Here is a 26,294-nt window from a genome sequence, read left to right on the forward strand (position 1 = left end):
TGTTACTTTAAACCAGTTCGTCTACGAAAACCATACAAGCATTGTTATTGTTTTTATGGGCAAGATAAATTATAGCTCATTATTTAACAATTGTAATATATTGATGGAGGAGAAATGGAGAAAATAACAAATTACCAGCTATTTTCGCTTATGGTGTTGTTCCAGATTGGCACTTCCAGTATTTTTGGATTTGCGGCTTCAGCTGGCAAGGATGCATGGATAAGTATTGCTCTTTCAACCATTCTGGGATCCTTCATCATCGCTATGTATATCGTCCTAATGCGTCTGAATCCAGGATTAACTCTTGTAGAATGGTTCCCTGCCCAGTTCGGTCGATGGATAGGCACACCCATTTCTTGGCTTTACCCTTTAATATTTATTTATGATGCAGGACGCGGTGTAGCCGATTTAAGTTATTTGATTCCAAGTACATTATTACCGAGGACGCCCCCTATAGTTACTGTTGGATTGTTTATGCTTGTGGTCTTGTATGGTGTCTATCATGGAATACAACTTCTTGGAAAAATGGCAGGACTTTTTTTACCGATCATTTTCCTTGTATTTATTGTCGAAACCATATTGCTTTTCGCATCCAAAATTGTCCGATTGACCTATCTTCTACCTGTACTTGATTTAGGTTGGGGACGAGTCTGGGGTGCAGTATGGCCAATAGGAATAACTCAGTCCTTTGCTGAAACTATTGAATTTGCAATGATATGGACATTGGTAAAGCCTAAGAAAAAAGTGATGACGACGAGTCTTCTTGCTACCCTCAGTGTCGGTATTTTTCTTGCATCACTTGATTGTCTAGCGATTTCAGTTCTTGGTGAAGACATTTTTCAGAGGAGTATATTTCCGGTTTACACACTTATACAACAGATAGGGGTCGGTGATGTTATTGAAAATGTCGACGTAATTGGAGTTTTGTACATTACAGTGAATGCTTTTTTTAAGATATCCCTGCATATAATGATGGCGACTCTTGCTATTCAGCAATTGACATATATAAAAAATAGGAAGGTCATCCTATTTCCCGTGGTATTTACCGCAATATTTGTTGGATTAACGATGTCTACAAGTATAGTTGAGCACATTTATGGTGTTGCGTTCAAAATTCTTTCACCTTATTTTTGGGTACCCTTGTTTTTGGTTTTACCCGGTATTTTGTTAATCGTAATATGGATAAAGAAAAGGATATTTAAAATAACTTCTTGAACAACTTTTACAGTGGAAGGAAATTCATGAATGATTATATGGCCGTGGGCATCGAAAACCATGTTGGAAAATCCTTGGATTATGCAGTTATTTCTGATTTCATCAGCGATTGCTGGATCTATCATCACATGGATTAGAGGCAGGAATAAAAAAAGTGAATAGACAAACCAATGCAGCTAGCCACAAAGAAGAGGCTAGCTGCATTGGTTTGTCTTTTCCATTTTAATGGTTCACTTATTTATTTCACTTTTTTTGAGATATAAAGGCGCTCCAATGATTCCCGGGTCTGTGATAGTAAGGTCACTAGTAACAGCTGCTTCCACCATTGAAAACTTATTATCCCAATCTTTTTCCAGTGACTTCCACTGGCGGGGATATTTACGGTGGATCACATCCCCAAAACCAAAGATGTCAGCTTTATATTTTTTCTGTGCTTTTGAAATGATTTGTCGAATTTGTTCATTCACCTGGTTTTGGAGGGCCGCTTGTACAGTATTAATATTCTTCGGTTGAAAAAGATCCAGATTTGGATCATTTTCTTTAATTACACCTTTGCCTTCTAGTTCTAGATTGATTTTGATTACATCCCCATACATTATCGGTTTGATCCTTCTTCTCATATTAGTTAAAGTTATGCTGACGTTCCCGGTAGTCCCCGGTACTTTGATCTTTATATCCCAATTACTAATATCTCCTTTGATCCATTGCAGTCCGCTTGTTTCTTCATTATTCAAGTATCCTGACAGTTTTAAATCCTTGAGTATCGCCGCACCAGATATTTGAAATCCTGGCTCGTTCTCACTTTTATTTGATAAGGATTTAATGGTTCCAACTATGGGCTCAATGCCTTCACTGGAAGAGGCCGTAATTAAATCTCGTATCAATATTTTGGGTACTTCCCCTACATTCACCATCATTTCCCGCATTCCTTCAGCAGGAGTACTCTCAAAGGGGTATCCCATTTTGATAATATCCTGTCCTTCCCCTCCTTTTACTATCAATATAAAGGTCCGTATACGACTGCTTGGGTCACGACTTATTGAATCTAATATTTCACCAATGCCGTGTTCTGCCATGCGCTCGCCAATTATAATAATCCTTCGATGGGCCCTAAATATCTTGCGTGAAAGTTGTTTTTGAGCCTTTGCCAGAAGTTCCTGGACATCCTCTCCAACAGCTGATACGATCACAAACTTTTGACCGGGTCCTTTAGCTTCCGAAGAGCCTGTTTGTGTGCTTGGGTTGGCAATTTGATAGGTACATAACATCTTGCCATCTTCCAAAAGATCAAATGACGCCGCCATAACGATGGCAATATCATTTATTTCTGTACGATCCCAGCACCCTGTCAGCACAAGTGTAAGCAAAATTACGATACAACTAAAAGAGAGTCGTTTCATATTATGCTATCTATTTCCCCTCGATTTAGAGTTTGAATCTAAGGTTGATTTCAACTTCCACCACGGAGCACGGCTAAATAAATCCTTCAAGCCTCGAATCCTCAGCGGAGCTACGGGTGTAAAATATGGGGTGCCGAACGAACTTAAACTTAAAATATGGATGATAAGAACCAAAACACCAAGCATGACTCCATATAGTCCTAGAGTACCTCCAAGAAGGATCATAGGAAATCGAAGCATACGAATGGAAATTCCAAGATTGAAACGCGGAATCGTAAATGATGCAATTCCTGTAATAGCCACCACGATCACCATTGGTGCAGATACGAGCCCTGCCATTACAGCCGATTGCCCAATAACTAATGCTCCGACTATACTGACAGCTGAACCTACATTCTTCGGCAATCGAATACCTGCTTCTCTCAACGCTTCAAACGATATCTCCATCAGCAAGGCTTCTGTCAAAAGCGGAAATGGACTCGATTCACGGGTAGTAGCAAAGCTTATTATTAGATGGGCAGGAATCATTTCATGATGAAACGTCATAATAGCCACGTAAATCGAAGGGAGGAACACTGCAATTAAAAGAAGTGTCAAACGTAGCCAACGAATAAGAACAATGCCTGGAAATCGTTCATAATAGTCATCAACTGAACTCATTCCTGTCCAGAATGTCAGGGGTACTATAAGTGCTACCGGGGTATTATCAACTAAGATACATACTTTTCCATCTAATAAACTCGAACTGACAACATCTGGCCTCTCGGTATTTTGTATTTGTGGAAAAGGAGTATATTTGGTATCTTCGATTAGACCTTCTATATAGCCTGATTCGATGATTTCATCGATTTGAATATGATTTAATCTTTGTTTTACTTCTTCTAAGAGTGAAGGTTTCACCCTGCCGTCAACATATGCAATAACTATATCGGTGCGCGATATTTTCCCGATAGTTAGGGATTCCATTTTTAGCTGCGGAGTGGTAAGTCTTCTACGTAACATGCTCATATTAATTGAAATGTTCTCGACAAATCCTTCTTTCGGTCCTCGAATGACTATTTCGTTAGAAGGTTCTTCAATGCTTCGATTCTTCCAGCCTTTAACGCTTACAAGCAAAGCCTCACATTCCCCATCAACCACAATGGCTACATTACCTGTCAATATTTTCTGAATGATATCCGAAATGTATTTTGTTTGTCCTGCCATGTTACCTTGAGTTAAAAATGTTCGTATTCGGGCTATGTTGTCCTCCTCTAGTGATAATTCAATTTTAATGATCTGCTGTAAAACATTCTCTTCAAGATATTTGATGTCTATTAAATTGTCTACGTAAACCAAAACGGCATTTAATTCTCCATAAATCCGAAAGGGATGGAAAACAATATCGGAACAATTCTCGAAAATGGTTTTGAATAGTTGCTGATTTTGATTCAAATCTGTGTGTAATGTTTCATTAGAACTATCGGATATATGTACGTCCTTTGATAATCTCTCAGCTTCTGTTTTTCCCTTTGGCATCCTTCTCCTCCTCCGACACTTATTAATTGTCATACCTGTAATTGCAGCTTGTAAAACAGAGGATCGTTATTCTCCTTCGAATGGTGTTCTTATTTTTTGCTAATGTTTTTAAAATTATGTATAAACAAAAAAAACCATCCCGCCTGAACCGGGATGGGGATGATCATTAACGTATACGTTCTACTATAACGCCTTGATGAAACGGTAACCTGCCTTTTCAAACCCGATATGACGGTAAAATGCATGCGCCGGGGCTCTCTCTACTCGGTTTCCACTTCTTAGGAAAAGCTGACAGCAACCTTGCTGGCGTGCCCATTCTTCCGCTGAGGCTACAAGTCTTTTGCCGAGTCCATTTCCTCTTAGTTGCTCTGATACAATGAGTGCTGTTATCTCGGTAATACAGTCTTGTTGTTTGTAGTATGAACTTATTTGCCGCAGTCCGATCATACCCACGACTTCGTTGTCCAGTTCGGCAACGAATGTACAATGGAGGGAATCATTCTCCATATCTTGCAATCTCTCTTTCATTACGCTAAGCGTTGTTGGATAGCCGAATTCACGCAAGAGTGCAGTAACTCTCTCCAGATCGTTCATGCCGCATTTGCGAATTTGCAGTACTGGTGCCGCAATACTACTGTTCATCCTCATATACCTCCACTTTTAGCATAGACGCTGCCTTCTTGGCTGTCGTCCTTGCGTTTTCCACATTTTCCGCTGCGCTTAACGTTATTGCCATCCGCCGACCGGGACGAACTTCCGGCTTGCCGAACACCCGAACCTGAGTACGTGGAAGCGCAAGGGCCTCCTTCAGTCCAGTGACAGCAAAGGCTTGTCCATTCCCTACCGCCTTAAGGGTAGCAGAGGCTCCCGGTGTCAATAAATTCACTGTCTGAACGGGAAATCCAAGTATTGATCTGACATGTAAGGCAAATTGTGATAAGTCCTGAGTCGCCATCGTCACCATACCGGTATCATGCGGCCTTGGTGATACTTCGCTGAACAACACTCCACGATTTGTTAAAAATAACTCCACACCAAAAATCCCCAGGCCACCAAGCTCATCCGTAATGGTTCTGGCAATAAACTGTGCTTCATCCAATTGACCGGGATTCATCTGATGAGGCTGCCAAGATTCAACATAATCCCCATCCTTCTGAATGTGGCCAATGGGCGGACAAAACACCGTTCCATCCACTGAACGTACGGTAAGAAGGGTGACCTCACTTTCGAAAGTAACAAACGCTTCTACGATGACACGTGTACCTTTGGCTCTTGCACCTTCCAGCGCAGTATTCCAGCAGTCTTCCGCATCCTCCGGCTTCCGGCATACACTTTGCCCTTTACCAGATGAACTCATAATAGGCTTCACCACACAAGGTGTTCCGAGTTCTGTAATAGCTTGGTGCAGTTCTTCCAGACTATCCGCGAAACGGTACTCTGCAGTAGGCAGTCCAAGCTCTTCAGCAGCAAGCCGCCGAATCCCCTCCCTGTCCATCGTTAATCTGGTTGCACGGGCAGTCGGAATGACTAAGAAGCCCTCTTGTTCCAGTTCAACTAGTGCTTGGGTTGCAATCGCCTCGATCTCCGGTACGATCACATCAGGTTTTTCTAAACGTATGAGTGCCTTGAGACTTTCCGCATCCAGCATATCAATGACATGAGAACGATGGGCAACCCCCATCGCAGGTGCGTTGTTGTAACGATCTACGGCCACGGTCTCCACGCCAAGGCGTTGAGCTTCAATAATGACCTCCTTACCCAATTCACCACTGCCAAGCAGCAGCAGCTTGCGGCTTTGAGCTGAAAAAGGAGCTCCCCACATTGTCGATCTCGACCTCTTTCGGCAATTTCACTGTCATTCTTCCCTTTTCAGGAAAATACGACAGTTTCCTTGTAAATTTTCAGACTTCTTTATTTTCATCCATCATAGAGAAGAAAGCAAGTGTTCTTCGACATTTTCCTACAAACTTCACACAACTTTGTCCACCAGATCGTCGAAAGATTGTTCCAAATCTAATAAATCACGGACTAGTTGACTTAATCCCGCTGCTGAATCACCTCCTTCCCGGTCCAGCGACATGGCTAATTCCTGCTCGGACAATAAATTCCGAAGGTGGTCAGCAGAGTCCTGCAAGGCTTCTAAAATGCAGCGTTCATAATGAGTAAGCAGCGCTCTTTCCAGTTGAACCGCAGCATTAGCAACAGCTTCCTTTAGCAGAGGTTCAACAGCAGATTTAATTTTATCCCGTCCAGAGCCTTCAAAAAAATGCCGGGGTGATTTGAAATCATTCCATAGATTAGACCAATTCAGCGGTTGAAGCTGACATTCCACGCTCTTAGGGGGGGGCCAATGTTGATCTTCCTCCAAGAGGAACAAAGTCTCACTTTCAGAAAAGGCTAGTTCCTCTGCCGCAGAACCGACAGTTAGACGGACCAGCTGACGACCTTTTGCTTCCAGACGCAGGGTGGTCGCCCAGAGCTCCTGCTCCAGCTCACGCTGGACTGTACGCCAAAGCTCCCGTCCGCAAGCTGCAAAGATGTCTTTCAGATTCCCGGCATCTTCTCGGAGCAATGATGGATGAAAAGACTCTTGAAAGTAACGACCAAATGAGAATCCAAGCCGTTGCCTTACATGATACAGCAGCTCCTCACCTTCACGGTGCAGGTCGCGGCGTGGCCGCTCCTCCGTCAATAACAGGGATAACCTTACTTCAGCTTGAGTGCGTCGTTTTACCTGTTGTTGAAACCCGGCTTCACGCACACTTTGTTCCTGGGAAGCCATCGCCTGCCATTCCTCAGCGCGGCGGCGGACGGAGAGGATACTGTCTCGTGCTGCTGCTAAGGAAAGCCCAGGCAGTTCTTCACCTGCAAAATGGGCCAGAGCCTCCTCAAAGGGTCCGAATCGGGAGGATTCATATACTTCATGATTGCCACATCTCTTGCCTTCCAGCGCTTGCAGGCTGGAAAGACTGTAGATACGCGGTGCAGTAAGTCCCCCTGCACGTAAATTGGCAGCCACATGATTCCTTACCTCTTCCAATTCTTCTTCGCTTGAGGCAAGGTCTGAGGCATTGATAATGAAGAACATTTTATCCAGTGCAAAGCTGTCTTTAATTCGCCCTAACTGTGCCAAGAGACTTCGATCCGCTTTAGAAAAAGCATGATTGTAATAGGTCACAAAACAAATCGCATCCGCATCCTTCATGTATCCAAAGGTAACCCCCGTATGACGGGCATGGAGAGAATCGGCTCCCGGCGTATCCACAAGGACAATACCGCTTTCCGTAAGCGGACTTGAATAATATAGATCGATACCCTGTACGAAGCAGGCCCGTGTCTCCTCTGCAACAAGCAAGCGGTATTCCTCTAAATCTACGGTACGGACTTTTCCTAAGCGATCTTTTGATTCTTCCCAGCCAGCGGCTGCTGCCCTTAGAAATCCGGCATGAGGCAGTACAGAAGGATGGATCCCCCTTAAGGGCAGGTTATCCAAGGCAGAAAACCATGTGTCATATCTAGGCTCACCAAGTTGCAGCACGTTAAAGGAATGGGTAATATCTCCCCAGAAATCCTCCATTGTCTTCATGGTCACAACCGCGGTAGCATGCCGGAAGTCCCCTTCCGGCGCCAAGATGCGGTTGACCGCGGCCGTGGCGGGGTGAGGAGACACGGGCAGCACTTCTTCGCCGAGTAGGGCGTTGGCGAAGGAGGATTTACCGGCGCTGAACGCTCCGAACAGCGCCAGAGTGAAGCGGCCGCCGGCGAGATCGCCCGCCCGCGCCGCGAGGCTGCGTGCCGCCGAGGCCATGGCCGGCTCCCGGCGCAGCCGTTCCGCCGCAGCCGCAAGCGTCGCCGCGGCTGCGGATAGCCGGCGGTGGCGATCGCCCGCCGGCGTTGGGGCCGCCGCAGGACTTGCGGCGGCGGGACCCGGCTGAGCCGCCGTGCGCAGCGGCGGCTCAGCCGCGGGCGGCGCTGCGCTGTGCGCGGTCGCCCGCGGGGTTGCCCTCACCTCCGGCAGGCTGCCGGGGGTGAGGGTCCGGCGCGGCGGCAGCAGCGCCGCAAGCTCAGCCGCGCGGGCGTCCGCCGCGCGGTCCAGGGCTGCGAGCGCGGCGCAGGCGCGCGACTGCTGCCCGAGCGCGAGCTCGCGGAGCGCCAGCGCAGCGCGGCGCTCTTCGATCAGAGGCGGTAGCTTCGCCAGCAGCTCATCTGCCAGCTCCAGCGCAGCACGGCGGTATTGAGCTTTAATTTCTGTCGAAAGACTTCGGCAGAAATTAAGCAGCGCCTCGCCCGTACCGCTGGTTCCCGGCTTCACCGCGCCGGCCAACCATCCCGGTTGAATGACCGGAAGCTTAAGCTTCAGTGTTTGCTCCGTATCTTTATCCCAAAGTTCAAGAGTTTCGGCCCAAGTTCTTAAAAGAGCCGTTAAATGCCACTCCACTTGAGCATTCACCTGACGGCTTAGTAAATCACTAAAAGCCGTCAATCGGCTGTTCTGTTCCTTTTCCTTCTTAGCGGAAGTGAACCATAGGCCTTGTCGAAAGCTCGGATTTAAACTTTCTATATATTGACCTGCAAGGTCTCGGACCTCCGCAGGATTGAGGTTGGCATTGCCAAGCAGATCATCTAGACCGGTACGAAGCTCTAGTCGGGACTTTGTCATTAGATTTTCCAGCAATTCGCGTTCTTCTTCTATAGAAGCCAGTTCACTGTTAATAACCCTTACATCAGCACCAGACAGCTCCGCAAAAAGTTCTTCTCTTTCCTCCCTCTGCTCTTCACGATAAGAAGTTAGTGCGGACTCTGCCGCGTGATGTATAGAACAAGACAAACTATATTGCAGCAGTTCATCCCGACGTTCCAAAAGATCTTTGATCAGCAATACTAGGCTATCCCAGTTATTTAGATTATGGTTTTCTACTTTTAGGGAAGTAAATAGAAGTCCTGCACAACGAATGCCCCATTGATTGAAAGCGTTTTCTAATTGGCGTTGATATTCCTTCAGCGATATTTCCTGTTCCCTATGCTTGTCGATCTGGTTAACTATAAGGTAGAGCGGCTTGCCCCAATCACTAAGATTTTTGGCAAAAGCCAAGTTATTCTCCGATTGTACATGGTTATAGTCCATAACATAGAACACGACATCCGCTAGATGAAGTGCCGACCGGGTAGCACTCTGATGAGCATCATCTGTAGAATCAACTCCGGGAGTATCCATGAGAACTCCGTGCGATCCAAGCAGGGGAACTTCTTCCCATACCTCAATGGCAGAGTAATCTCCTCCATTACGACAGTATTCACCAAGCTTCTCAGGGGTCGTCTCCCAGGCTTTAATGGCTACGTCATCATTTGTACTACGGGGATAAATAAGAGCACGAGGATTCCCGGATCTAATCGATACAATATTTGCACTGGTCGGAATTGGACCTGAGGGAAGTACATGACTCTGGCATAAAGCATTAATCATGCTGGACTTTCCGGCTGAAAAGTGCCCACAGAAGGCTAATGTCAGCTCATCGGCCCGTTCTTTCCGGTGTAGTTCAGAAAATATACGTACAGCCTCCGCATCTCCCCATTGCTCCATTAAGGTTTTAAGTAAGGGAAGTACGGAGTTAGTATTTATTTGTCTATTTTTATCGAACTTGGCCCGCTCTGCGCTCATCGTCTCTCCACCTCTGCTAGTTCCTTAAGAAATCAGTAAGTTTCAATGACATTTTTACCGTTCAACACTTTTTAGAATAGAATAATTCTATTTTAACACCAGTTTGCCACAAATCAAATACTACTGAACCGTTGTAACTTTCTTAGATAATAAAAAGGAACAGTCACATAAGTGTGTTTTCCATAAATGAGGCAGTCTAGTACAAAACGTAAAAAGACAGCAGAGCAACGATTTTCCCGTGTTTGTTTCAGATCCATTTTTCTACTAGGACACTGGACCTGTGATAAATAAAGTTTAGAGGGAAAAATTCCCACTAAATGCAGCTGAATTACCCACATTGAGGTTTTTTGAGGCTAAAACCAAAATTTAGAGGGAATTTTCCCCTCTGTTTCCCTCGGAAGGTGGTTTAATCTATAAATTAGTAGGAAAAATTCCTTCTAAATACGCTGAACAAAAGAAATAACAAATAGCGAAGTTGTTCAAACGCTTTCACAAAAAATTCTTGGTGTTCTTGGTGTTCTTGTTTCACTACAACTCTGAATGTGTCACAGAGAATGTGTAAGCTGGTTTTGGCGAGCATTTTAGGAGAGGAGTTTGTTTCGAGAATATTTCTTCCATATCCATAGGCAAGCAAAGTTGGTCCCTGGTGTAGACACGTTTCCCGTTCAAATAGCGAGGTCCTTACCTTGGTGTTCTTGGTGTTCTTGGTGTTCTTGGTGTTCTCGTCCTTCTTTTTTCACTACAGCTTTGAATGTGTCACACAGAGGAAGGAACGACTGTAGAAAAGCGGCAGCGGTCGCCCGAAAGTTTTCCAAAGGAAAACTAGCTTCGAAAGCATAAGCAATCGCCGGATTTTCACCGTTAAGGGGAATTAAAAAATCTGGAGTCCACAGTGATTGGAACAAAGGTCTGTTCGCGGATCGTCCTCACAAGCGCGCATGATGATCCAACTCAAAAAACAGGGGTGTCCCAAGCTATTTCATAGCTTGGGACACCCCTGTTTCTATATTTCGACAATGGATTGCAATCCATTGGGTTTAGGCAGTTTCCAAAACCGGCAGCAAAATTTCAAAAACTTTACCATGCTGCAGAATGGTAAGACCACGGGATTTATCTCTCATTACTACAACCTCTGGTTTCACGGACATACGCTCCAGATAATGCTCCGGAACATCACCGGAATGGCTGACCGTAATTCCTTCTACTTCCTGCTCTTCATTCTCTTCCATAGGGCTGTCTACTACCCGTTCAAAAATATCCGAAAAAGCCTCAAAATTATCAGTGTATACAGAAATGCACTTCATCTCTATCCCCATCCTCTTCATCATCTCTAATTCTTTAGTTTAGTTTTGGTCGCAGAATCTTTATCTTTCCTGATCAGCGACATTTTCATACGTTTCTTACCTTCACGGCACACATCTAGAAGTGGACATACCTGGCACTGCGGATTCTGGGCTTTACAATGATAGCGTCCGAAAAAAATGAGCCTATGGTGTGTTAATGTCCATTCCTCTCTCGGAACAGCCTTCATCAGCTTCTTTTCAACTTCCAGCACGCTATCTTTCCAGCCGGCCAAAGCAAGCCGCTTAGATACTCGCTCCACATGCGTGTCAACAGCTATAGCGGGAACTCCAAAAGCATTGGAAACCACTACATTCGCCGTTTTTCGTCCGACTCCTGGCAAGGTGACCAGTTGATCATGCGCCTGCGGCACTTCGCCTCCATACTGTTCAATCAGTATGGAACATAGACTCTGAATATGCTTGGCCTTATTCCGGTATAGTCCGATTCGTCTGATGTCTTGTTCCAGCTCCTCTAGTGGAACTGAAATGTAGTCCAGAGGGGCTTTATACTTTTGGAACAGGTCCACGGTTACTTTGTTCACCGTCGCATCCGTACATTGAGCAGATAATAATACGGCAATCGTCAGCTCAAATGCATTGCTATGATTTAACTCGCAATGAGCTTCCGGAAACATGTTTCCCATGGTATCCAGAATGTGGCGGACATCTGCAACTTTCATAGCATCCCCCCAACGAAGTATTACGCCACTGTGAGTATCCCGGCGTGTCTCCTCTGATGTAAGGAAATATAAGCAAAGTATGTATTATAGCGTACACATTCATACATTACAAGCGAAAAAATTAACGCTCTTATATTTCAAAAAAAACGTCTTGACGCAGGATATCATCTGCGTCAAGACGGTGTTTCACACGGAAAATCACCATAGCCTTATTGTTTCACAATTTCAATAATTACATCGTTATTGAAATATACTGTAATATTATCATTTTCTTTGAGAGATTGCACTGTTAATGTCGTGTCACCTTGGTGAATATAAGCATTTGAGGCGAGTTGGAAACGATAATTCTCGTCATTTATGCTATCACGCTTAACTACTACTTGGTTCGATAAACTTTCATAACGGGAGTAATAACGACTAAGCATAGGCAGCACACGAATGATAGTAGATCCGTCAGCCTCTTTGCGCAATTCTACTCTTTCTGACACAGCAAGACTGCTCAAAGATGTGCTAGTGCCGCTGGCACGGATGATCTTCACGTTGTTGCCTGACAAGAATGACTGCGTTGTACCTGCAAAGTTCTTGACTGTTAAAGTTCCTCCAGTTGTATCTAAAGACAAGACTTGTCCTGTAGTAAGTTTAACCAATTGCAAGGATACCGGTGAGGATCCGATAGATACGAGATTAACATAATCGCCCACTTTAAAATCAGTTAATTTAAGAGTTTCACCTGCTTCATTATTCAGCACCGCACCTGATGTATAAATATTGCCGGTACCCCCAGCCCATTTTACATTCATTCGATTATTCGCTGTATCCAAGAAGGTAACTACAACTTGCTGTATGGCTTTGACTCTTAATACCGATATCACTTCCTGATTACCTGCAAGCACTGCAGAAACTGTATTCCCAACGGCAACATCCGCTATAGTTGCATTCGTACGTCCGAATATATCAACGGAAATCGGGAATGGAAGTGTAATACTTTGACCTTCATTCGTTTTTACTACAATCTTCTGGGTTGCTGTATTGATCGAGGTGACCGTACCCTCATACTTTGTCACAACTTCCAATGAAAATGTCCGTTGTCCAATTGCGCTTACTGCAACTTTACGTCCTTCAGTTAAAAAGTTACCTATATTAGCCAAGGTAGGAACCGTTCCCTCATTGGTCAGCTTAGTTTTATCATCCAATGTAAACAAGTGGGCTTTATTACTGCTGTCCAAGGCAGTCAACAGCTTATTTTTCACATTATAAGATACTACTGTCAGACTGGCAAAAAGTTCAATTTGGCGACTGGTTACTTCAATTTTGGTAACTTGATCGCTGCTATTCAAGGTCAACCGGATATTATCACCGCCGACAGCATCCGCAATCAAATCAGAAGCCAAGGGATTTGTGATCCCTGGGATAACGATTACCGGGGCCGCACCAAGCAGTTTCACTTCTTTGGTACCATCACTTTTTTTATAGACTACGGAAGAACTGCTAAGCTCATAAAGAGTACCTTGCAAAGTCCGTTCTACCGACTCAGTGACCTCAACAGATTGGATTAAGTTATTAGTAATTGTATACTTCACAGCTGAACCGACCTTCAGCTCTGCAGCACCCAAAATGACATTCTGATAGCGGAAGATGGTCGAATCGTTCCATTTGAAGGTCTCTTCTACACCCGCTGCATTTTTGAATGTGATGCTTTTACCGTTCAGATCGATGCTTTTCATTGTTCCTGTACCGTTTTTGTTAATTACTCCCGAAGTCACCTGAACAGAGACTACCTTTCTGGAGCTGGTATAAGTCTCACGCAACAACTTTATCAGGCTATCTGGAGCGATGGAAGACGGCTCAATTTTGGCCCCATTTACATCCAAAAACGAAGTAGCTGCATCGATTACGTATTCAGGATAACCGTCAGCGGTCTTCATGAAAAGTTTATTGTTCGTAATCATAGCAAAACTGCCCTGAATACTCTCAACCTGCTGCTTAGGATCGATAACTTCAACATAGGCTGCATTACTGTTAGTACCAATTACCATTACCTTTGTATAGGGCTTAATATCACTTAGGCTGCCTTTGATTTCGGAGGCACTTGAGAAATAGGCCGTGCTTGAGACAAGATTGAAGGTTGATAATTTACCATTGTCGTAAATCGTGATCTTACCGTCTTTCAACTCACTTACCGTTCCGGTTGTAGTATTGTCGTAGACAAGTGTGTTGTGTGCTTGCGCACGGCTGAGAAAAGTTGCAAGCTGCGCTCGTGTCACAACTCCTTGCGGATCAAAGCGATTGCCGTCTAGACCATTAGCCAAGCCTAGATCAACAGCAGCATTTATATATCCCCGTTTGTTTGCTGACACCTTAGCGTCATCGGCAAAGCCGGTAGGCTCATTTGCTACGGCGACTGCAGCTGCACCTTTACCAAGTGCACGAATTAACACTTCGGCAATCCATTCCCGTGTCGCTTTACGCTCACCCCAGGATGTCTTCAGATTACTCGGATCCATCTCTAGCGTCTTGTCCAGGAGCTTCTGCTGGAAGGCTAATACAACATATGCCTTATAATAATTCGAAACCTTGAAATCAGTGGGTAGAGCTACTTGAGCATCTTTATCAACCATATTCTGAAGCTTCATAAAACGTAAAGCCATGAGTACGGCTTCCTGTTGAGTTACAGGATCACTAGGACGGAAATTTCCGTTATTTCCGATAACGATGCCTTGAGCTGCAAGCTTGTAGATATGCTTCTCAGCCCAAAGTCCACTTTTCACATCACTAAATGCACTAGCAGTTGCCGTACCTGTTGTTGCCGGAGTTGTGCTAGTAGTTGCGGCTACTGCAGTTGCGCCATCGGCATATACTGCACTAGCGCCGCTGAGTGCTATGGCTCCTGCAAGTATTGCGGATACCGCTTTAGAAGAATAGCCCCTTGCGGGACGACCTGACTTATGATTTCCGTACAAAATGATATTCCCCTCTCTGAATCGCATATAAGTAGTTTCCATAGATGTTCGCCATAAAGCCTTCATATTCCTGCGAAGATTTAACTATTGTCCCTGGTCATAGGGTGCTCTAGATCTACATGCCCCATAAGACTTTCCACTTTCTCTCCGTCCAGCAGAACCTCAATGCTTTCTACTTCTTTAAACTGAAATAATGTTTTTGCCAATGCGCTTAAGGCAAAGGACTCACCACCTGCACCAAGCTGTGCCTCGATTGGTTTATGGATATCTAATACAATTTGTCCATTCTCAAATTTTATGGACTTTAGCTCAATCTTTCCCCAGAGAGGAATAAGATCTGGATTCTCACTAGATTGCAGTGCCTTAAAGGCTTCCCCGTACTTACTGGCTTCATCTGAAGCACTATAACTAATATCAGCTTTTGCCTGTACCAAATCCATCAATTGTGAATCGGTAAAATAAACTTCAATGGTCTCACTTTTTTTGTTTTGAACAGGCTTTTCTGTCGGTGCCGCATTGTCGGTACCTACGGAAGTAGCAGTATCAGTAGGTACCGCAGTGGCTTCAGTGGCAGAATTTCCTGTTCCCTCTGAACTCACAGCATTCCCGCCCGCTCCGCTGACAACCGCAGGAGAATTCTGCGATGGATTTGAAGATGAAGCCTCTGGTTTCTCACCGCATCCTGACATAATAAACATTAATAGTATCGATAATCCTGCGTAACCCAATTTTGTTTTCATTTTCATAGCGCCCCCTAGATAAATACGGACAGACCAACGTCACAAAGCCTTCTTCACTGCTATATCAACAGAAAGTGGGGTTTGCGACGCTTGTCTGCCGTTTGGCTGTTATTTTATACCGAGATATTCCTTAATGCCACTTACCATTGCAGCAGCAACACGATTTTGCAAAGCCTCTGTAAAGAGCAGGGCTTCATCACCCTTATTGCTTAAGTATCCTACTTCAAGTAAAACAGCCGGCATTTTGGTTTCGCGTATTACATGGAAATTCCCGTATCTAACGCCCCGATCACTCAGTCCAGTAGCAGGCACCAAATATTTATGCATAACAGTAGCAAACGCTTTGCTGGCTTGACGTTGATAATACGTCTCTGCACCGGTGGCTCTTGATGACGCACTGCTGTTAGCATGCACGGAAATAAATAAATCAGCATTTAGATTATTAGCGATTGCAGCCCGTTCCTTGAGTTCAAGAAATGTATCATCACTGCGTGTGAGCACAACGTCGATATTTTTTTCTTTTTTCAGCAGCGCAGCTGCTTTTAGAACAATAGCCAAATTAAAAGCCTTTTCATATTTACCGGTAACGCCGACTGCTCCTGAATCCTTAGCTCCATGTCCTGCATCCAGTACAACAAGCTTTCTCCCACTATTACCCGGTAAAGCTCCTGTTTCACCAGAATCTTCGGCGTTTAAATCAACAATAACCAGTTTATTTTCATCTTCGGATATACTAACTGTATAATTTTTGGCATAATTCAAATCTACCACGAACCTAACCGTGTAGGGAGCAGTACTAAATAGTGAATAGCGGACTCCGGACACATCCGGGTATCCGACTACATCCAGCTTGCCGTTTAAGTTTGGATCCAACAACTGTCCTGTGCCAAATACATCAGAAAAGGTTGCGTTCGGAAAATCAACTACTAACCGATTAGGATTGGTAAGTAATGTCGCTTTAGGCTGTGAGGCCCCCTGCATGGTAATCAGTAGCTGATTGTTGTTAAAGCTTACTCCATTTACCTGAGTGAGATTGGTAGTATCCACCGGTGGCACTACAACGCCAGTCCCTGTATCATTACCAGTATCCGGAGCACTTACCGGAGTCACAAGAGTCACAATTTTATCCTGGTTGTCCCAACCGACTGTAAGGCCAAATTGTTCACTGATGAACCGAATCGGCACAAAAGTCGTGTCGTTCTTAAGTAAGGGTGCGGTATTAAGAATTACAGTCTTGTCATCAACAGATGCAGACTTTTGATTCACGATCAGTTGGATAGTCTTTCCTTGCTGACCTATGGTAACCATTTGACTCTTTTGATCCCAGTCCACCTTGTATCCCAAATTCTGAGATATCATTCTGAGGGGTGCCATGACAGTGCCGTTCACATTCTCTACCTGGACACCCTGACTCGCCGTCAGTTCTTTGCCGTCCAGAAAAATCTTGCCGGTCACAGTAGCGGCATGTCCACTTTCTGGTAACACTAGTACAAAGAGCAGCAACAACAACATACAGCAAAATTTCTTCATTCTTCACCTCTGAGAATCTAGTATTCCGCCTGGGAACGGCGTTCATGATGACCTGACAACAGACGACTTCGACCTCTATTAGACGCCAATTCTATTTAAAAGTTGCGAATATATTCCATAGTCATTTCTCTACAGGCCAAGGTATTCCATAATTCCCGCAACAATTTCCCTCGCCAAGTTATTCTGCAATTCCTCACTGTATAGGGATGCCTCATCGCTGCTATTCGTCAAATATCCTGCTTCCAGCAGAACAGCGGGCATCGTTGTCTCTCTGGTCACATGCAAACTCTTGCTTCTTACCCCATTGTCTTTTAAGCCCGTCCCCGCCACAAGATGCTTATGCATAATTTGAGCTAATAAAAGACTTTCATTACGACTGTAGTAGGTCTCGCTCCCGTTCACTTTATTCCAATTGGCAGTTGAAGAAGGCATTGCATTGGCATGTAGAGAGACGAATATATTGGCATTCGCATTTTTAGCAATATTAACCCGGTCCTGCAGCCCAAGTGTACGGTCATCCGTACGGGTCAATAGAACGGTTACTCCTCCTTGCTGCTCCAACAAGCTTGCTGCTTTCAGAATAACTGAAAGATTAAAGTCTTTTTCCATCTTTTTAGTTACGCTGATCGCGCCCGGCTGGGTTCCTCCATGGCCGGCATCGAGAACAACAATAGGCTTGCCTCCTCCAGTTATCCCTCCTATGGGACCTACACCGCTCGAAGGTAAATTGAGATCTATGGTAGTTAACCCGGAGATGTCATCTGTTACCACCTGATAAGGACTGCTGCCCGTCATTTGGATGACAAAACGAACGGTAGTAGGAGTGTTACTGAAAAGCGCATACCTGACTTCTGCTACTTGAGGATAACCGGTAACATCCAGCTTTCCTTGTAGACCTCCATTTGTTGATATGCCTCCTATTCCGCCTGTAAAATCTGCAGCGAATGAGGTTCCCGGAAAATCTACTACAATGCGATAAGGATTGTTCATCGTAGTTACAGTTGGCTTCACTGCGCCAGACGAAGCTACAATTAACCGATTCTCTGTGAATATGGCACCTTTTACCTGAGTAACCGTCACTGCCGGATTTCCCTCAGTTCCAGAAGGTGGAGTGGAATTCGGTGTTTCGTTCGGCGTATTCACAGGTACATCTAACGCATAACCTGAGCCATCACTATTGTTAGCGCCTTCAGAAGTAGCAGGGGTGACCCCGGTTAAATAAACGGTCTTATCACTGTTATCCCAACCTACCTTGAGCCCAAATTGCTCGCCAACAAAACGAATAGGCACAAGCACTGTACCGCCCGTTTGCTTAGGTGCAGTATTCAGATCGAGCAATACTCCGCCTGCGTTGGCTTTCTTACTCCCGACTGCAAGTTCTACGCTTCTGCCGTCTTGACGTACAGTTACCTTGTGAGTTTTCTGTTCCCACAGCACTTCGAATCCAAGGTTTTCTACAACCACTCTGATGGGGATCATAACACTCCCGTTAGTGTTCTCAAGAACCACTCCTGAGGGCAGGACAAGTTCCTTGTTATCGAGAATAATTTTGCCGCTTCCTGCAGCAGATGCTTCCCGACCGATGAACGACATCAATAATAAGGGCAACAGCAGCAGAAGCAGTAGTCGCAGTCCGGCTTTCCTCATTCTTTTCTCCCCTTAAATGGTTGATTAATAGACAAATGATTACATATAAAGACTAGACGGTAAAATTCACCAAAAGTTACGCTTACAAACTATGAATATATTGAGTATAACAAAAAAACTTCCAATTCCGCATCCCGGAAATGGAAGTTTTGTGTAAAATTAACATGAAAGTTGTCGCTATCTCTCCATCTTAACGATTAAGAGAATAGTTTGGCTGCATGACGTTTCTCGTATGCGTCAATTTCATCAGTATGCATAAGTGTAAGACCAATATCATCCAAACCCTGCAAAAGAAATTGGCGGCGATGCTCATCTAACTCGAACTGGATCGTAAGGCCAAATTCATCGCTAAGTGTCTTGTTTTCAAGATCAACAGTTAATACATATCCTTCGTGAGCAGCAGTCCGATTAAACAGCTCATCGACTTGGCTCTCAGACAATTTGATTGGAAGTATACCGTTCTTAAAGCAGTTGTTATAAAAAATGTCGGCATAAGAAGGTGCAATTACCGTTTTGAATCCATAGTCCATTATCGCCCAAGGTGCATGCTCCCGGGAGGATCCGCAGCCAAAGTTGGCTCGGGAAATAAGTACGGAGGCCCCTTTATAACGCGGTTTGTTCATCTCGAAAGCTGGATTATCGCTGCCAGCTTCGTCAAAACGCCATTCATAAAATAGGAATTGCCCAAAGCCTGTCCGTTCAATCCGTTTCAAAAATTGTTTCGGTATGATTGCATCCGTATCTACATTTACCCGGTCCACTGGTGCCACGATTCCCGTTAATTTCTTAAAAGCATCCATTTCATTACCCTCCCACTTCTTCTCAATTCTATGCGTTGACGGCTACCGCCTTATAATTCCAATCCCGTACATCAGTAAAATGCCCTTTGATGGCCGCAGCTGCAGCCATAGCCGGTGATACCAAGTGTGTTCTGCCGCCGCGTCCTTGACGTCCTTCAAAATTGCGGTTAGAGGTAGATGCGCAGCGCTGCCCTGGTTGCAGAACGTCCGGATTCATCGCCAGACACATACTGCAGCCTGCGTCACGCCATTCGAAGCCAGCTTCCACGAAGATCTTGTCAAGTCCTTCCTTCTCGGCTTGCATCTTAACACGTCCGGAGCCCGGTACAACAATGGCTGTAACGTTCTCTGATACCGTGTGTCCCTGAGCAACTTGTGCAGCAGCTCTCAAATCTTCGATACGGCCGTTTGTGCAAGAACCAATAAACACATAATCAATATTGATTTCGGAAATAGGTGTACCTGGAGCCAAATCCATATATTCTAGAGCTTTTTCAGCAGCTTTACGTTCATTTTCTGTAGTGAAGTCAGCCGGATTCGGTACGCTTGAGCAGATATCCGTGCCCATTCCCGGGCTTGTGCCCCAGGTGACTTGTGGGATCAGAGTCTCGACATTGAAATCTACCACAGTATCAAACTCTGCACCCTCGTCGGTTACGAATCCTTTCCATTGGGCTACGGCTTGATCATAAGCCTCACCTTGCGGCACGTATTGACGTCCGCGCAAATATTCGAAAGTAGTCTCATCCGGAGCAATCAATCCTGCTCTCGCCCCGCCTTCAATCGACATATTACAAACAGTCATTCGCTCTTCCATAGACAAGTCACGGATCGCTTGACCTGTATATTCAATAACATAACCGGTTGCAAAATCCGTTCCATATTTGGCGATAACGCCTAGAATCATATCTTTTGCTGTCACACCAGGATTCCGTTTGCCTGTAAAACGAATTTCCATCGTTTTAGCTTTGGACTGCTGCAGACATTGAGTAGCAAGGACATGCTCAACCTCACTCGTACCAATACCGAATGCCAAAGCACCGAAGGCTCCATGCGTGGAAGTGTGGCTATCTCCGCAAACAATGGTTTTTCCGGGATGTGTTAGGCCGATTTCCGGACCCATTACGTGAACAACCCCTTGATCAATATCATGAAGATCAAACAATCTCACGCCAAAATCACGGCAGTTCTGAGAAAGGGTGTCAATTTGCTGCTTGGATATAGGATCCGTAATATTAAAACGGTCTTTAGTAGGAACGTTATGATCCATAGTTGCAAATGTCAGTTCAGGACGGCGAACCTGACGACCGCTCAGGCGAAGTCCTTCAAATGCCTGCGGAGAAGTAACTTCATGTACCAAATGCAGATCGATGTACAAAATACCTGGTTTGCCTTCTTCTTGATGTATAACGTGATTATCCCAAATCTTCTCAAACATTGTCTTCTTGCTCATGAATTCACCTCATTATTTAATCGTTCATTAGGAAGAGAGCGTGGAGTCTCTCTTGAATGAAATAAATATAACATGGCTTTGTTTATAATTCCAAGATATGATATCTATAAAAGCCATAGTCTCAGCCTATAAGTGTGATGATGGAGTCGAACACATTATAGGATATACTTATAAGTAGTCTTATTAAATCAGAGGAGTAAGAACCATGGAACTTAGACAATTACAATATGTGCTGCAGATTGCAGCCGAAAGAAATTTCTCCCGCGCGGCAGATAAGCTGCACATCGCTCAGCCTTCTCTAAGTCAGCAGCTCTCCAAATTGGAGAAGGAGCTGGGAGTCCTGCTCTTCCAAAGAAATACAAGCTCGGTTGAACTGACGCACGCAGGAGCAAAATTTATTGAGCAGGCACAGACTATCATTGATGCTGTTGAACTGCTGCGTCAGGAAATGTCTGATATTTCCCAACTCCGGACCGGCCGGGTTGTTGTTGGAAGTATGCCGATTACAGGTGCCCATCTCCTTCCTCATGTTCTTCCTGTATTTAAAGAGAAATACCCAGAAGTTGATATTAATCTGCTTGAGGATTCCTCCATGAATTTAGAGAAGCTGACGGCGAACGGGCAGACCGATCTTAGTCTGCTCTCACTCCCTCTTGAAATACCTGCTCTGACTTATGAAATACTCGGAGAAGAGCGGATTGATCTTGCGGTTCCGCCAGGACATCCGCTCGCCTCACGCCTTTTGACAGGAGTGCGTACCTCACTGGAGGAATTAAAGGATGAATCCTTTATCGTGCTAAAAGAAGGACAGGGCTTTCGCAAAATGACAATGGAACTATGCCTGAACTCCGGCTTCAATCCCAGAATAGTCTTCGAAAGCAACAACATGGAAACTGTACAATCACTCGTAGCAACCGGAATGGGTGTAACACTCGTCCCTCATTTTATTGCCAGAGCACCACGGAGTGAGTTCGTTCCCGTATATCTCCCGCTGGCGGAGCCCGTTCCGACCAGAACTCTCGTTATCGCCTATCGGCGTGGAAGATACCTGTCAAAAGCCGCCGAGGCTTTTATCGAAACGTTCAAAACTACTGTGGCTGGGTTAAATCACTAACCTCAGAAAAGCACAACAAGCAGCCTGATGCCATTAGGCATTAGGCTGCTTGTTTGTGTATACATTATTCTAAGCGTCTATTATGCACTGAAGTCAAACGGTTCTGATTATCCTTAAGACGGGATGTATCATCATCTACTGGACCATTATCTTTCCGAGTGCCTGCCTTTTCCTCCAAAAACTCACGAGTCACTTGGTTTTGAATTGCTGCTTCTTCTTTTGCATCTTGGATCTGCTCTTGTAAGACTTCTACATTTTGAATCTGTTCCTGTAGGACATCCTTGCTGTTATCCAATTCTATCCACCTCCTAGTAACAGATTAGTAGTATTTTACCCGTTCAAGTTAAGGATAAACAAAAATTTTCAATCTATATAAGATGTACTTAAGATATTAACTTAAGGCTCTGGTGTCACTACCGTGAAGATTTGGACTTCCGGCCGCTGTTGTTTCCAGATTTCTTTGATTTAACCCGCTTTTAGCGGTTGAAATCCGGATACAAAGGCGGTCGCTGTCGCTCCTACAGTTCCAAATTTCACTTCGTTCCTTCTCGCTTTTTGTTATTTTCTTTTGTTCAGCTTATATAATTAGCTGTATGGCATATATAGTTCGTTCTCCCTTTGCAAACCGCCCTGCTCCATGTTATTCTAAACAACAAACAATGAAACGTGCAGACGGGACCAGTACGAATGAAACCATCACGATCAGAGAGTAAATTCCGTAATAGCTGAGAGAATTTACCGTGATATCATTCCGAATCCTACCCCCGAACGGCCTGCCCTAAGCAGGACGGACCCTCCCGTTATGAGGACTAGAGTCGGATGAACCTCATCAATGAAGGTGGTACCGCGGAAGTTAACCAAGCTTTCGTCCTTTGCTAAGTCTTAGGATGGGGCTTTTTTGTATTTTCATTAACTATTGAGGAAGTGAAAGACATTGACGACACGAATAGTGGTCAAAATCGGAAGCAGTTCTCTAACAGGATCCGAAGGCGGATTGAACCGTGAGGCCATCGCATTCTTCGCAACTGAGATCGCTGAGCTTCAGCAGAGCGGCTGTGAGGTGCTGCTGGTTACCTCGGGTGCTGTAGCTGCCGGTTTTCGCAGTATAGGTTATCCTACACGTCCGAAGCTGCTTCATGAGAAGCAGGCTGCAGCTGCAGTGGGCCAAGCGTTGCTTATGCAAGCTTACCAGGAAGCCTTCACCTCGCATAATATTACTGCCGCGCAAATCTTATTAACCCGTACCGATTTTTGCAGCCGCCGTGCTATGAACAATGCGGTTATGACCGTAGAAGAGCTGCTTCGCCAAGGAGCGATACCTGTCTTTAATGAGAATGACACCGTCTCTGTAGACGAGCTCAAATTCGGGGATAATGATACCCTTTCCGCACTTGTCGCCAACCTGCTTAAAGCCTCAATGCTGCTCGTGCTCACAGATATGGACGGACTATACAGCGGTGATCCGCGCAAGCATCCGAATGCAGTCAGATATCAGCAGGTAGAGGAGATTACTCCTGAGATTTATGCGATCGCCGGAGGAGCTGGCTCCAGTGTCGGAACCGGCGGCATGCGCTCCAAAATCGATGCAGCTAAGATTGCAACCCGGGGAGGCGTCCCCGTCTTCGTGGGGAAAGTGTCAGAACCCGGGGATTTACGAATTGCCGTAGAAGGTACCGGAAGGGGAACCTATTTTGCCACTACCTCCACTTCTTTACCGGTTAAGAAGCAGTGGCTAGGCTTTATGTCTACCCCTCTAGGCTCCTTACACGTAGATGCGGGCGCAGTTGAGGCTCTGCTGAATGGTGGACACAGTCTGCTTCCTGTAGGTGTGAAACGGACGGAAGGCCACTTTCATGCCGGGGATGTTGTAGAAGTATTAGGACCCGATTCCCGATTGCTTGGACGGGGAATTGTGAACTATGATGACGCTCAGTTACGAATGATTGAAGGCTTACCAAGCCGCCAAATTGTGGATAAGCTTGGAGAGGTTCCTCGGTTGGAAGTCATTCACCGGGATGAATGGATCACTTTGAGATAATAGGCAGCAGACTCAAAATAACAAGAAGTTCAGGGAGGAATATTGTCATGAGTGAAGTTGTAACGAAAGCAACATTGGCTAAGACTACAACAGGAATACTGGCTGGATTAACAACCGATCAAAAAAATGAGGCTCTGCTAATCATGGCCGATGCCTTGCAACGCGAAGCAGCAGCTATCATTTCTGCCAATGCTGAGGATTTGGAACGAGGCAGAATCGGCGGAACTCCTGAATCGATGTTAGACCGTCTGGCACTTAACGAAAGCCGTATTGATGATATTGCAGAAGGATTACGGCAAATTGCCGAACTGCCGGACCCTATCGGCGATCGTCTGGAACTGTTGGAGCGTCCAAACGGACTGACCATCGAGAAGCTTCGGGTACCGCTGGGTGTCATTGGGATTATTTACGAAGCCCGGCCAAATGTTACCGTAGACGCAGCCGGACTCTGCCTTAAGACCGGCAACGCAGTAGTCCTGCGCGGTGGATCTTCCGCCATATCCTCTAACCGCAAGATTGTAGAAGTGCTGCATCATGCGCTTGCGGAGACCGCAATGCCCCAGAATGCACTTCAGCTGATCGAGGACCCTAACCGCACCTCGGTTGATCAAATGCTGAAGCTGAATGGCCTACTTGATGTTATTATTCCGCGCGGAGGCAGCTCCCTGATCCAAAATGTAGTCATGAATGCAACTGTACCCGTCATCGAAACAGGTGCCGGTATCTGCCATACTTATCTTGATTCCAGTGCTGTGCCAGAGATGGCACAAGCCATTAGTCTTAATGCAAAAGCTCAGCGGCCCTCTGTATGCAACTCTATGGAGACACTGCTTGTCCATCGTGACTATGCCGAATCGAACCTATTGGCACTTGCCGAAGTGTTCAAGGAAGCTAATGTAGAGCTACGTGGTTGCCCTGAAACCTTATCCTTAATCCCATGGGCCTTATCCGCTACTCCAGAAGATTATGCCACCGAATATAATGATTATATTCTCAACCTCAAAGTTGTCGGCGATCTGGATGAAGCTTTGCAGCATATCGCTCAATATGGAACAAAGCATTCAGAATGTATCGTAACTGAAGATACGGACACGGCTGCGCGCTTCTTGCAGGAGGTGGATGCTGCTGCTGTCTATCACAATGCATCTACCCGCTTTACCGATGGTTTTGAATTCGGGTTTGGAGCCGAAATCGGCATCAGTACACAAAAGCTGCACGCCCGGGGACCTATGGGATTGCCTGCACTTACATCAACCAAATATAAGATTTACGGCCACGGTCAAATTCGAGGCTAGAATTCAACCCTAGGGAGGGCTTTATCAATGTGTCAACAACCTTCAATTCCCCTCATTTCCGAGAAAATTGTCTTTTATGGAGCAGGATCCATGGCTGAAGCTATCGTACGCGGTATGATTGCCCGCTCGGTTGTTGCCTCAGATCATGTTGTTGTACTTAATCGTAGTAGCAACGAAAGATTGGCTGAGCTTCGAGCACGTTATAGTGTACTCGCAAGCAACGATCCCGAACAGAAAACGGAGTACCTGCGCACTGCACCCGTTATCGTTCTGGCCATGAAGCCTAAAGATGCTGCTGAAGCTTTACGGACCTTGGGCCCGCTGCTAAATCCGGACCAGCTTGTCATTTCTGTTATTGCAGGACTAACGATCCGTACAATTCAAGGACTGCTCGGAAGACAACAGCCTGTTGTTCGCACAATGCCCAATACCTCCAGTTCCATTGGACTCGGAGCTACAGGAATCTCTTTCTCCAAAGAAGTGGATGAAAAGGGCCGACGTCTGGCTCTGAATATGTTCGAGGCGGTAGGCCTTACATCTGTTATTGATGAAGAACGTATGGAAATTCTAACGGGGATCTCCGGAAGCGGTCCAGCATACATTTATTACATGATGGAAGCCATGATTGCTGCTGGTATTCGTGGTGGATTGTCTGTAGAGCAAAGTGGTGAGTTAACCGTGCAGACAGTGCTTGGGGCTGCTCGGATGGTTCAACAGACCGGAGAAACACCAGCTGCCCTGCGCAAGAAGGTCACCTCTCCGAACGGGTCTACACAAGCTGCGCTGGAGGTACTCGACAAAGGAGACTTTTTTGAAACGGTTATTGCTGCCGTAAACCGCTGCGCCGAGCGTTCCCGCGAGATGGGTGCAGCCCTGGAGAAAGAACTCAGTAAGTAGTTTCA

Annotated in this window: 19 protein-coding genes; 5 read left to right on the forward strand and 14 right to left on the reverse strand. The window is 45.4% G+C overall.

Annotated elements, in window-relative coordinates:
• The first annotated feature begins 114 nt into the window (after positions 1-114).
• Positions 115-1,215, forward strand: a complete 1,101-nt coding sequence (locus tag PWYN_RS23770) for a GerAB/ArcD/ProY family transporter (RefSeq protein WP_036657019.1) — start codon at positions 115-117, stop codon at positions 1,213-1,215.
• A gap of 230 nt (positions 1,216-1,445) precedes the next feature.
• Here the strand turns inward: PWYN_RS23770 and PWYN_RS23775 are convergent, their stop codons facing one another.
• From PWYN_RS23775 to leuC, 13 genes are all read right to left on the reverse strand, one after another.
• Positions 1,446-2,615 (reverse strand): Ger(x)C family spore germination protein, encoded by a 1,170-nt coding sequence (locus PWYN_RS23775; protein ID WP_052088357.1) that lies wholly within the window; start codon positions 2,613-2,615, stop codon positions 1,446-1,448.
• Between the two features lie 6 nt (positions 2,616-2,621).
• The gene (locus tag PWYN_RS23780) at positions 2,622-4,133 is read right to left on the reverse strand and encodes a spore germination protein (RefSeq protein WP_052088359.1); all 1,512 of its coding nucleotides are present in this window, start codon (positions 4,131-4,133) and stop codon (positions 2,622-2,624) included.
• A gap of 183 nt (positions 4,134-4,316) precedes the next feature.
• The gene (locus tag PWYN_RS23785; RefSeq protein WP_205622790.1) at positions 4,317-4,775 is read right to left on the reverse strand and encodes a GNAT family N-acetyltransferase; all 459 of its coding nucleotides are present in this window, start codon (positions 4,773-4,775) and stop codon (positions 4,317-4,319) included.
• Complete coding sequence (purT, locus tag PWYN_RS23790; RefSeq protein ID WP_036657024.1) at positions 4,765-5,955, reverse strand: formate-dependent phosphoribosylglycinamide formyltransferase; 1,191 nt, start codon at positions 5,953-5,955, stop codon at positions 4,765-4,767. The genes PWYN_RS23785 and purT overlap by 11 nt, the downstream gene beginning before the upstream one ends.
• 147 nt (positions 5,956-6,102) lie before the next feature.
• Positions 6,103-9,792: a dynamin family protein gene (locus tag PWYN_RS23795; protein ID WP_052088360.1), complete on the reverse strand. Its 3,690-nt coding sequence runs from the start codon at positions 9,790-9,792 to the stop codon at positions 6,103-6,105.
• Positions 9,793-10,829: 1,037 nt separating this feature from the next.
• Positions 10,830-11,096: a hypothetical protein gene (locus tag PWYN_RS23805; protein ID WP_036657028.1), complete on the reverse strand. Its 267-nt coding sequence runs from the start codon at positions 11,094-11,096 to the stop codon at positions 10,830-10,832.
• Between the two features lie 26 nt (positions 11,097-11,122).
• The gene (gene nth, locus PWYN_RS23810; protein WP_036657031.1) at positions 11,123-11,815 is read right to left on the reverse strand and encodes an endonuclease III; all 693 of its coding nucleotides are present in this window, start codon (positions 11,813-11,815) and stop codon (positions 11,123-11,125) included.
• A 209-nt stretch (positions 11,816-12,024) separates the two neighbouring features.
• Positions 12,025-14,775 carry an S-layer homology domain-containing protein gene (locus tag PWYN_RS23815; protein ID WP_036657033.1) on the reverse strand — a complete coding sequence of 917 codons (2,751 nt, stop codon included), beginning with the start codon at positions 14,773-14,775 and terminating at the stop codon, positions 12,025-12,027.
• A gap of 80 nt (positions 14,776-14,855) precedes the next feature.
• Complete coding sequence (locus PWYN_RS23820; protein WP_036657036.1) at positions 14,856-15,515, reverse strand: GerMN domain-containing protein; 660 nt, start codon at positions 15,513-15,515, stop codon at positions 14,856-14,858.
• A 108-nt stretch (positions 15,516-15,623) separates the two neighbouring features.
• Positions 15,624-17,045: an N-acetylmuramoyl-L-alanine amidase family protein gene (locus tag PWYN_RS23825; protein WP_036657038.1), complete on the reverse strand. Its 1,422-nt coding sequence runs from the start codon at positions 17,043-17,045 to the stop codon at positions 15,624-15,626.
• A gap of 129 nt (positions 17,046-17,174) precedes the next feature.
• Positions 17,175-18,692, reverse strand: coding sequence for an N-acetylmuramoyl-L-alanine amidase family protein (locus PWYN_RS23830; protein ID WP_036657041.1), 1,518 nt, complete (start codon positions 18,690-18,692; stop codon positions 17,175-17,177).
• Between the two features lie 197 nt (positions 18,693-18,889).
• Complete coding sequence (gene leuD / locus PWYN_RS23835; protein WP_036657043.1) at positions 18,890-19,492, reverse strand: 3-isopropylmalate dehydratase small subunit; 603 nt, start codon at positions 19,490-19,492, stop codon at positions 18,890-18,892.
• Positions 19,493-19,520: 28 nt separating this feature from the next.
• A complete protein-coding gene (leuC, locus tag PWYN_RS23840; protein WP_036657046.1) occupies positions 19,521-20,945 on the reverse strand; it encodes a 3-isopropylmalate dehydratase large subunit in 1,425 nt (474 codons plus the stop codon).
• A gap of 205 nt (positions 20,946-21,150) precedes the next feature.
• Here leuC and PWYN_RS23845 point away from each other — a divergent pair, with 205 nt between their 5' ends.
• Positions 21,151-22,059 (forward strand): LysR family transcriptional regulator, encoded by a 909-nt coding sequence (locus PWYN_RS23845; protein ID WP_036657049.1) that lies wholly within the window; start codon positions 21,151-21,153, stop codon positions 22,057-22,059.
• Between the two features lie 64 nt (positions 22,060-22,123).
• Here PWYN_RS23845 and PWYN_RS23850 read toward each other — a convergent pair whose 3' ends face one another.
• A complete protein-coding gene (locus PWYN_RS23850; protein WP_036657052.1) occupies positions 22,124-22,354 on the reverse strand; it encodes a hypothetical protein in 231 nt (76 codons plus the stop codon).
• Between the two features lie 639 nt (positions 22,355-22,993).
• Between PWYN_RS23850 and proB the strand changes: the two genes are divergently transcribed.
• Genes proB through proC form a run of 3 tightly spaced genes read left to right on the forward strand, consistent with a single transcriptional unit; the run spans position 22,994 to position 26,289 of the window.
• Positions 22,994-24,097, forward strand: coding sequence for a glutamate 5-kinase (proB, locus tag PWYN_RS23855; protein ID WP_036657054.1), 1,104 nt, complete (start codon positions 22,994-22,996; stop codon positions 24,095-24,097).
• A 47-nt stretch (positions 24,098-24,144) separates the two neighbouring features.
• Positions 24,145-25,392 (forward strand): glutamate-5-semialdehyde dehydrogenase, encoded by a 1,248-nt coding sequence (locus PWYN_RS23860; RefSeq protein ID WP_036657057.1) that lies wholly within the window; start codon positions 24,145-24,147, stop codon positions 25,390-25,392.
• A gap of 27 nt (positions 25,393-25,419) precedes the next feature.
• The gene (gene proC, locus PWYN_RS23865; RefSeq protein WP_036657060.1) at positions 25,420-26,289 is read left to right on the forward strand and encodes a pyrroline-5-carboxylate reductase; all 870 of its coding nucleotides are present in this window, start codon (positions 25,420-25,422) and stop codon (positions 26,287-26,289) included.
• Positions 26,290-26,294: the final 5 nt, after the last annotated feature.

This window comes from Paenibacillus wynnii (assembly GCF_000757885.1).
GTDB classification, from domain to species: domain Bacteria; phylum Bacillota; class Bacilli; order Paenibacillales; family Paenibacillaceae; genus Paenibacillus_AQ; species Paenibacillus_AQ wynnii.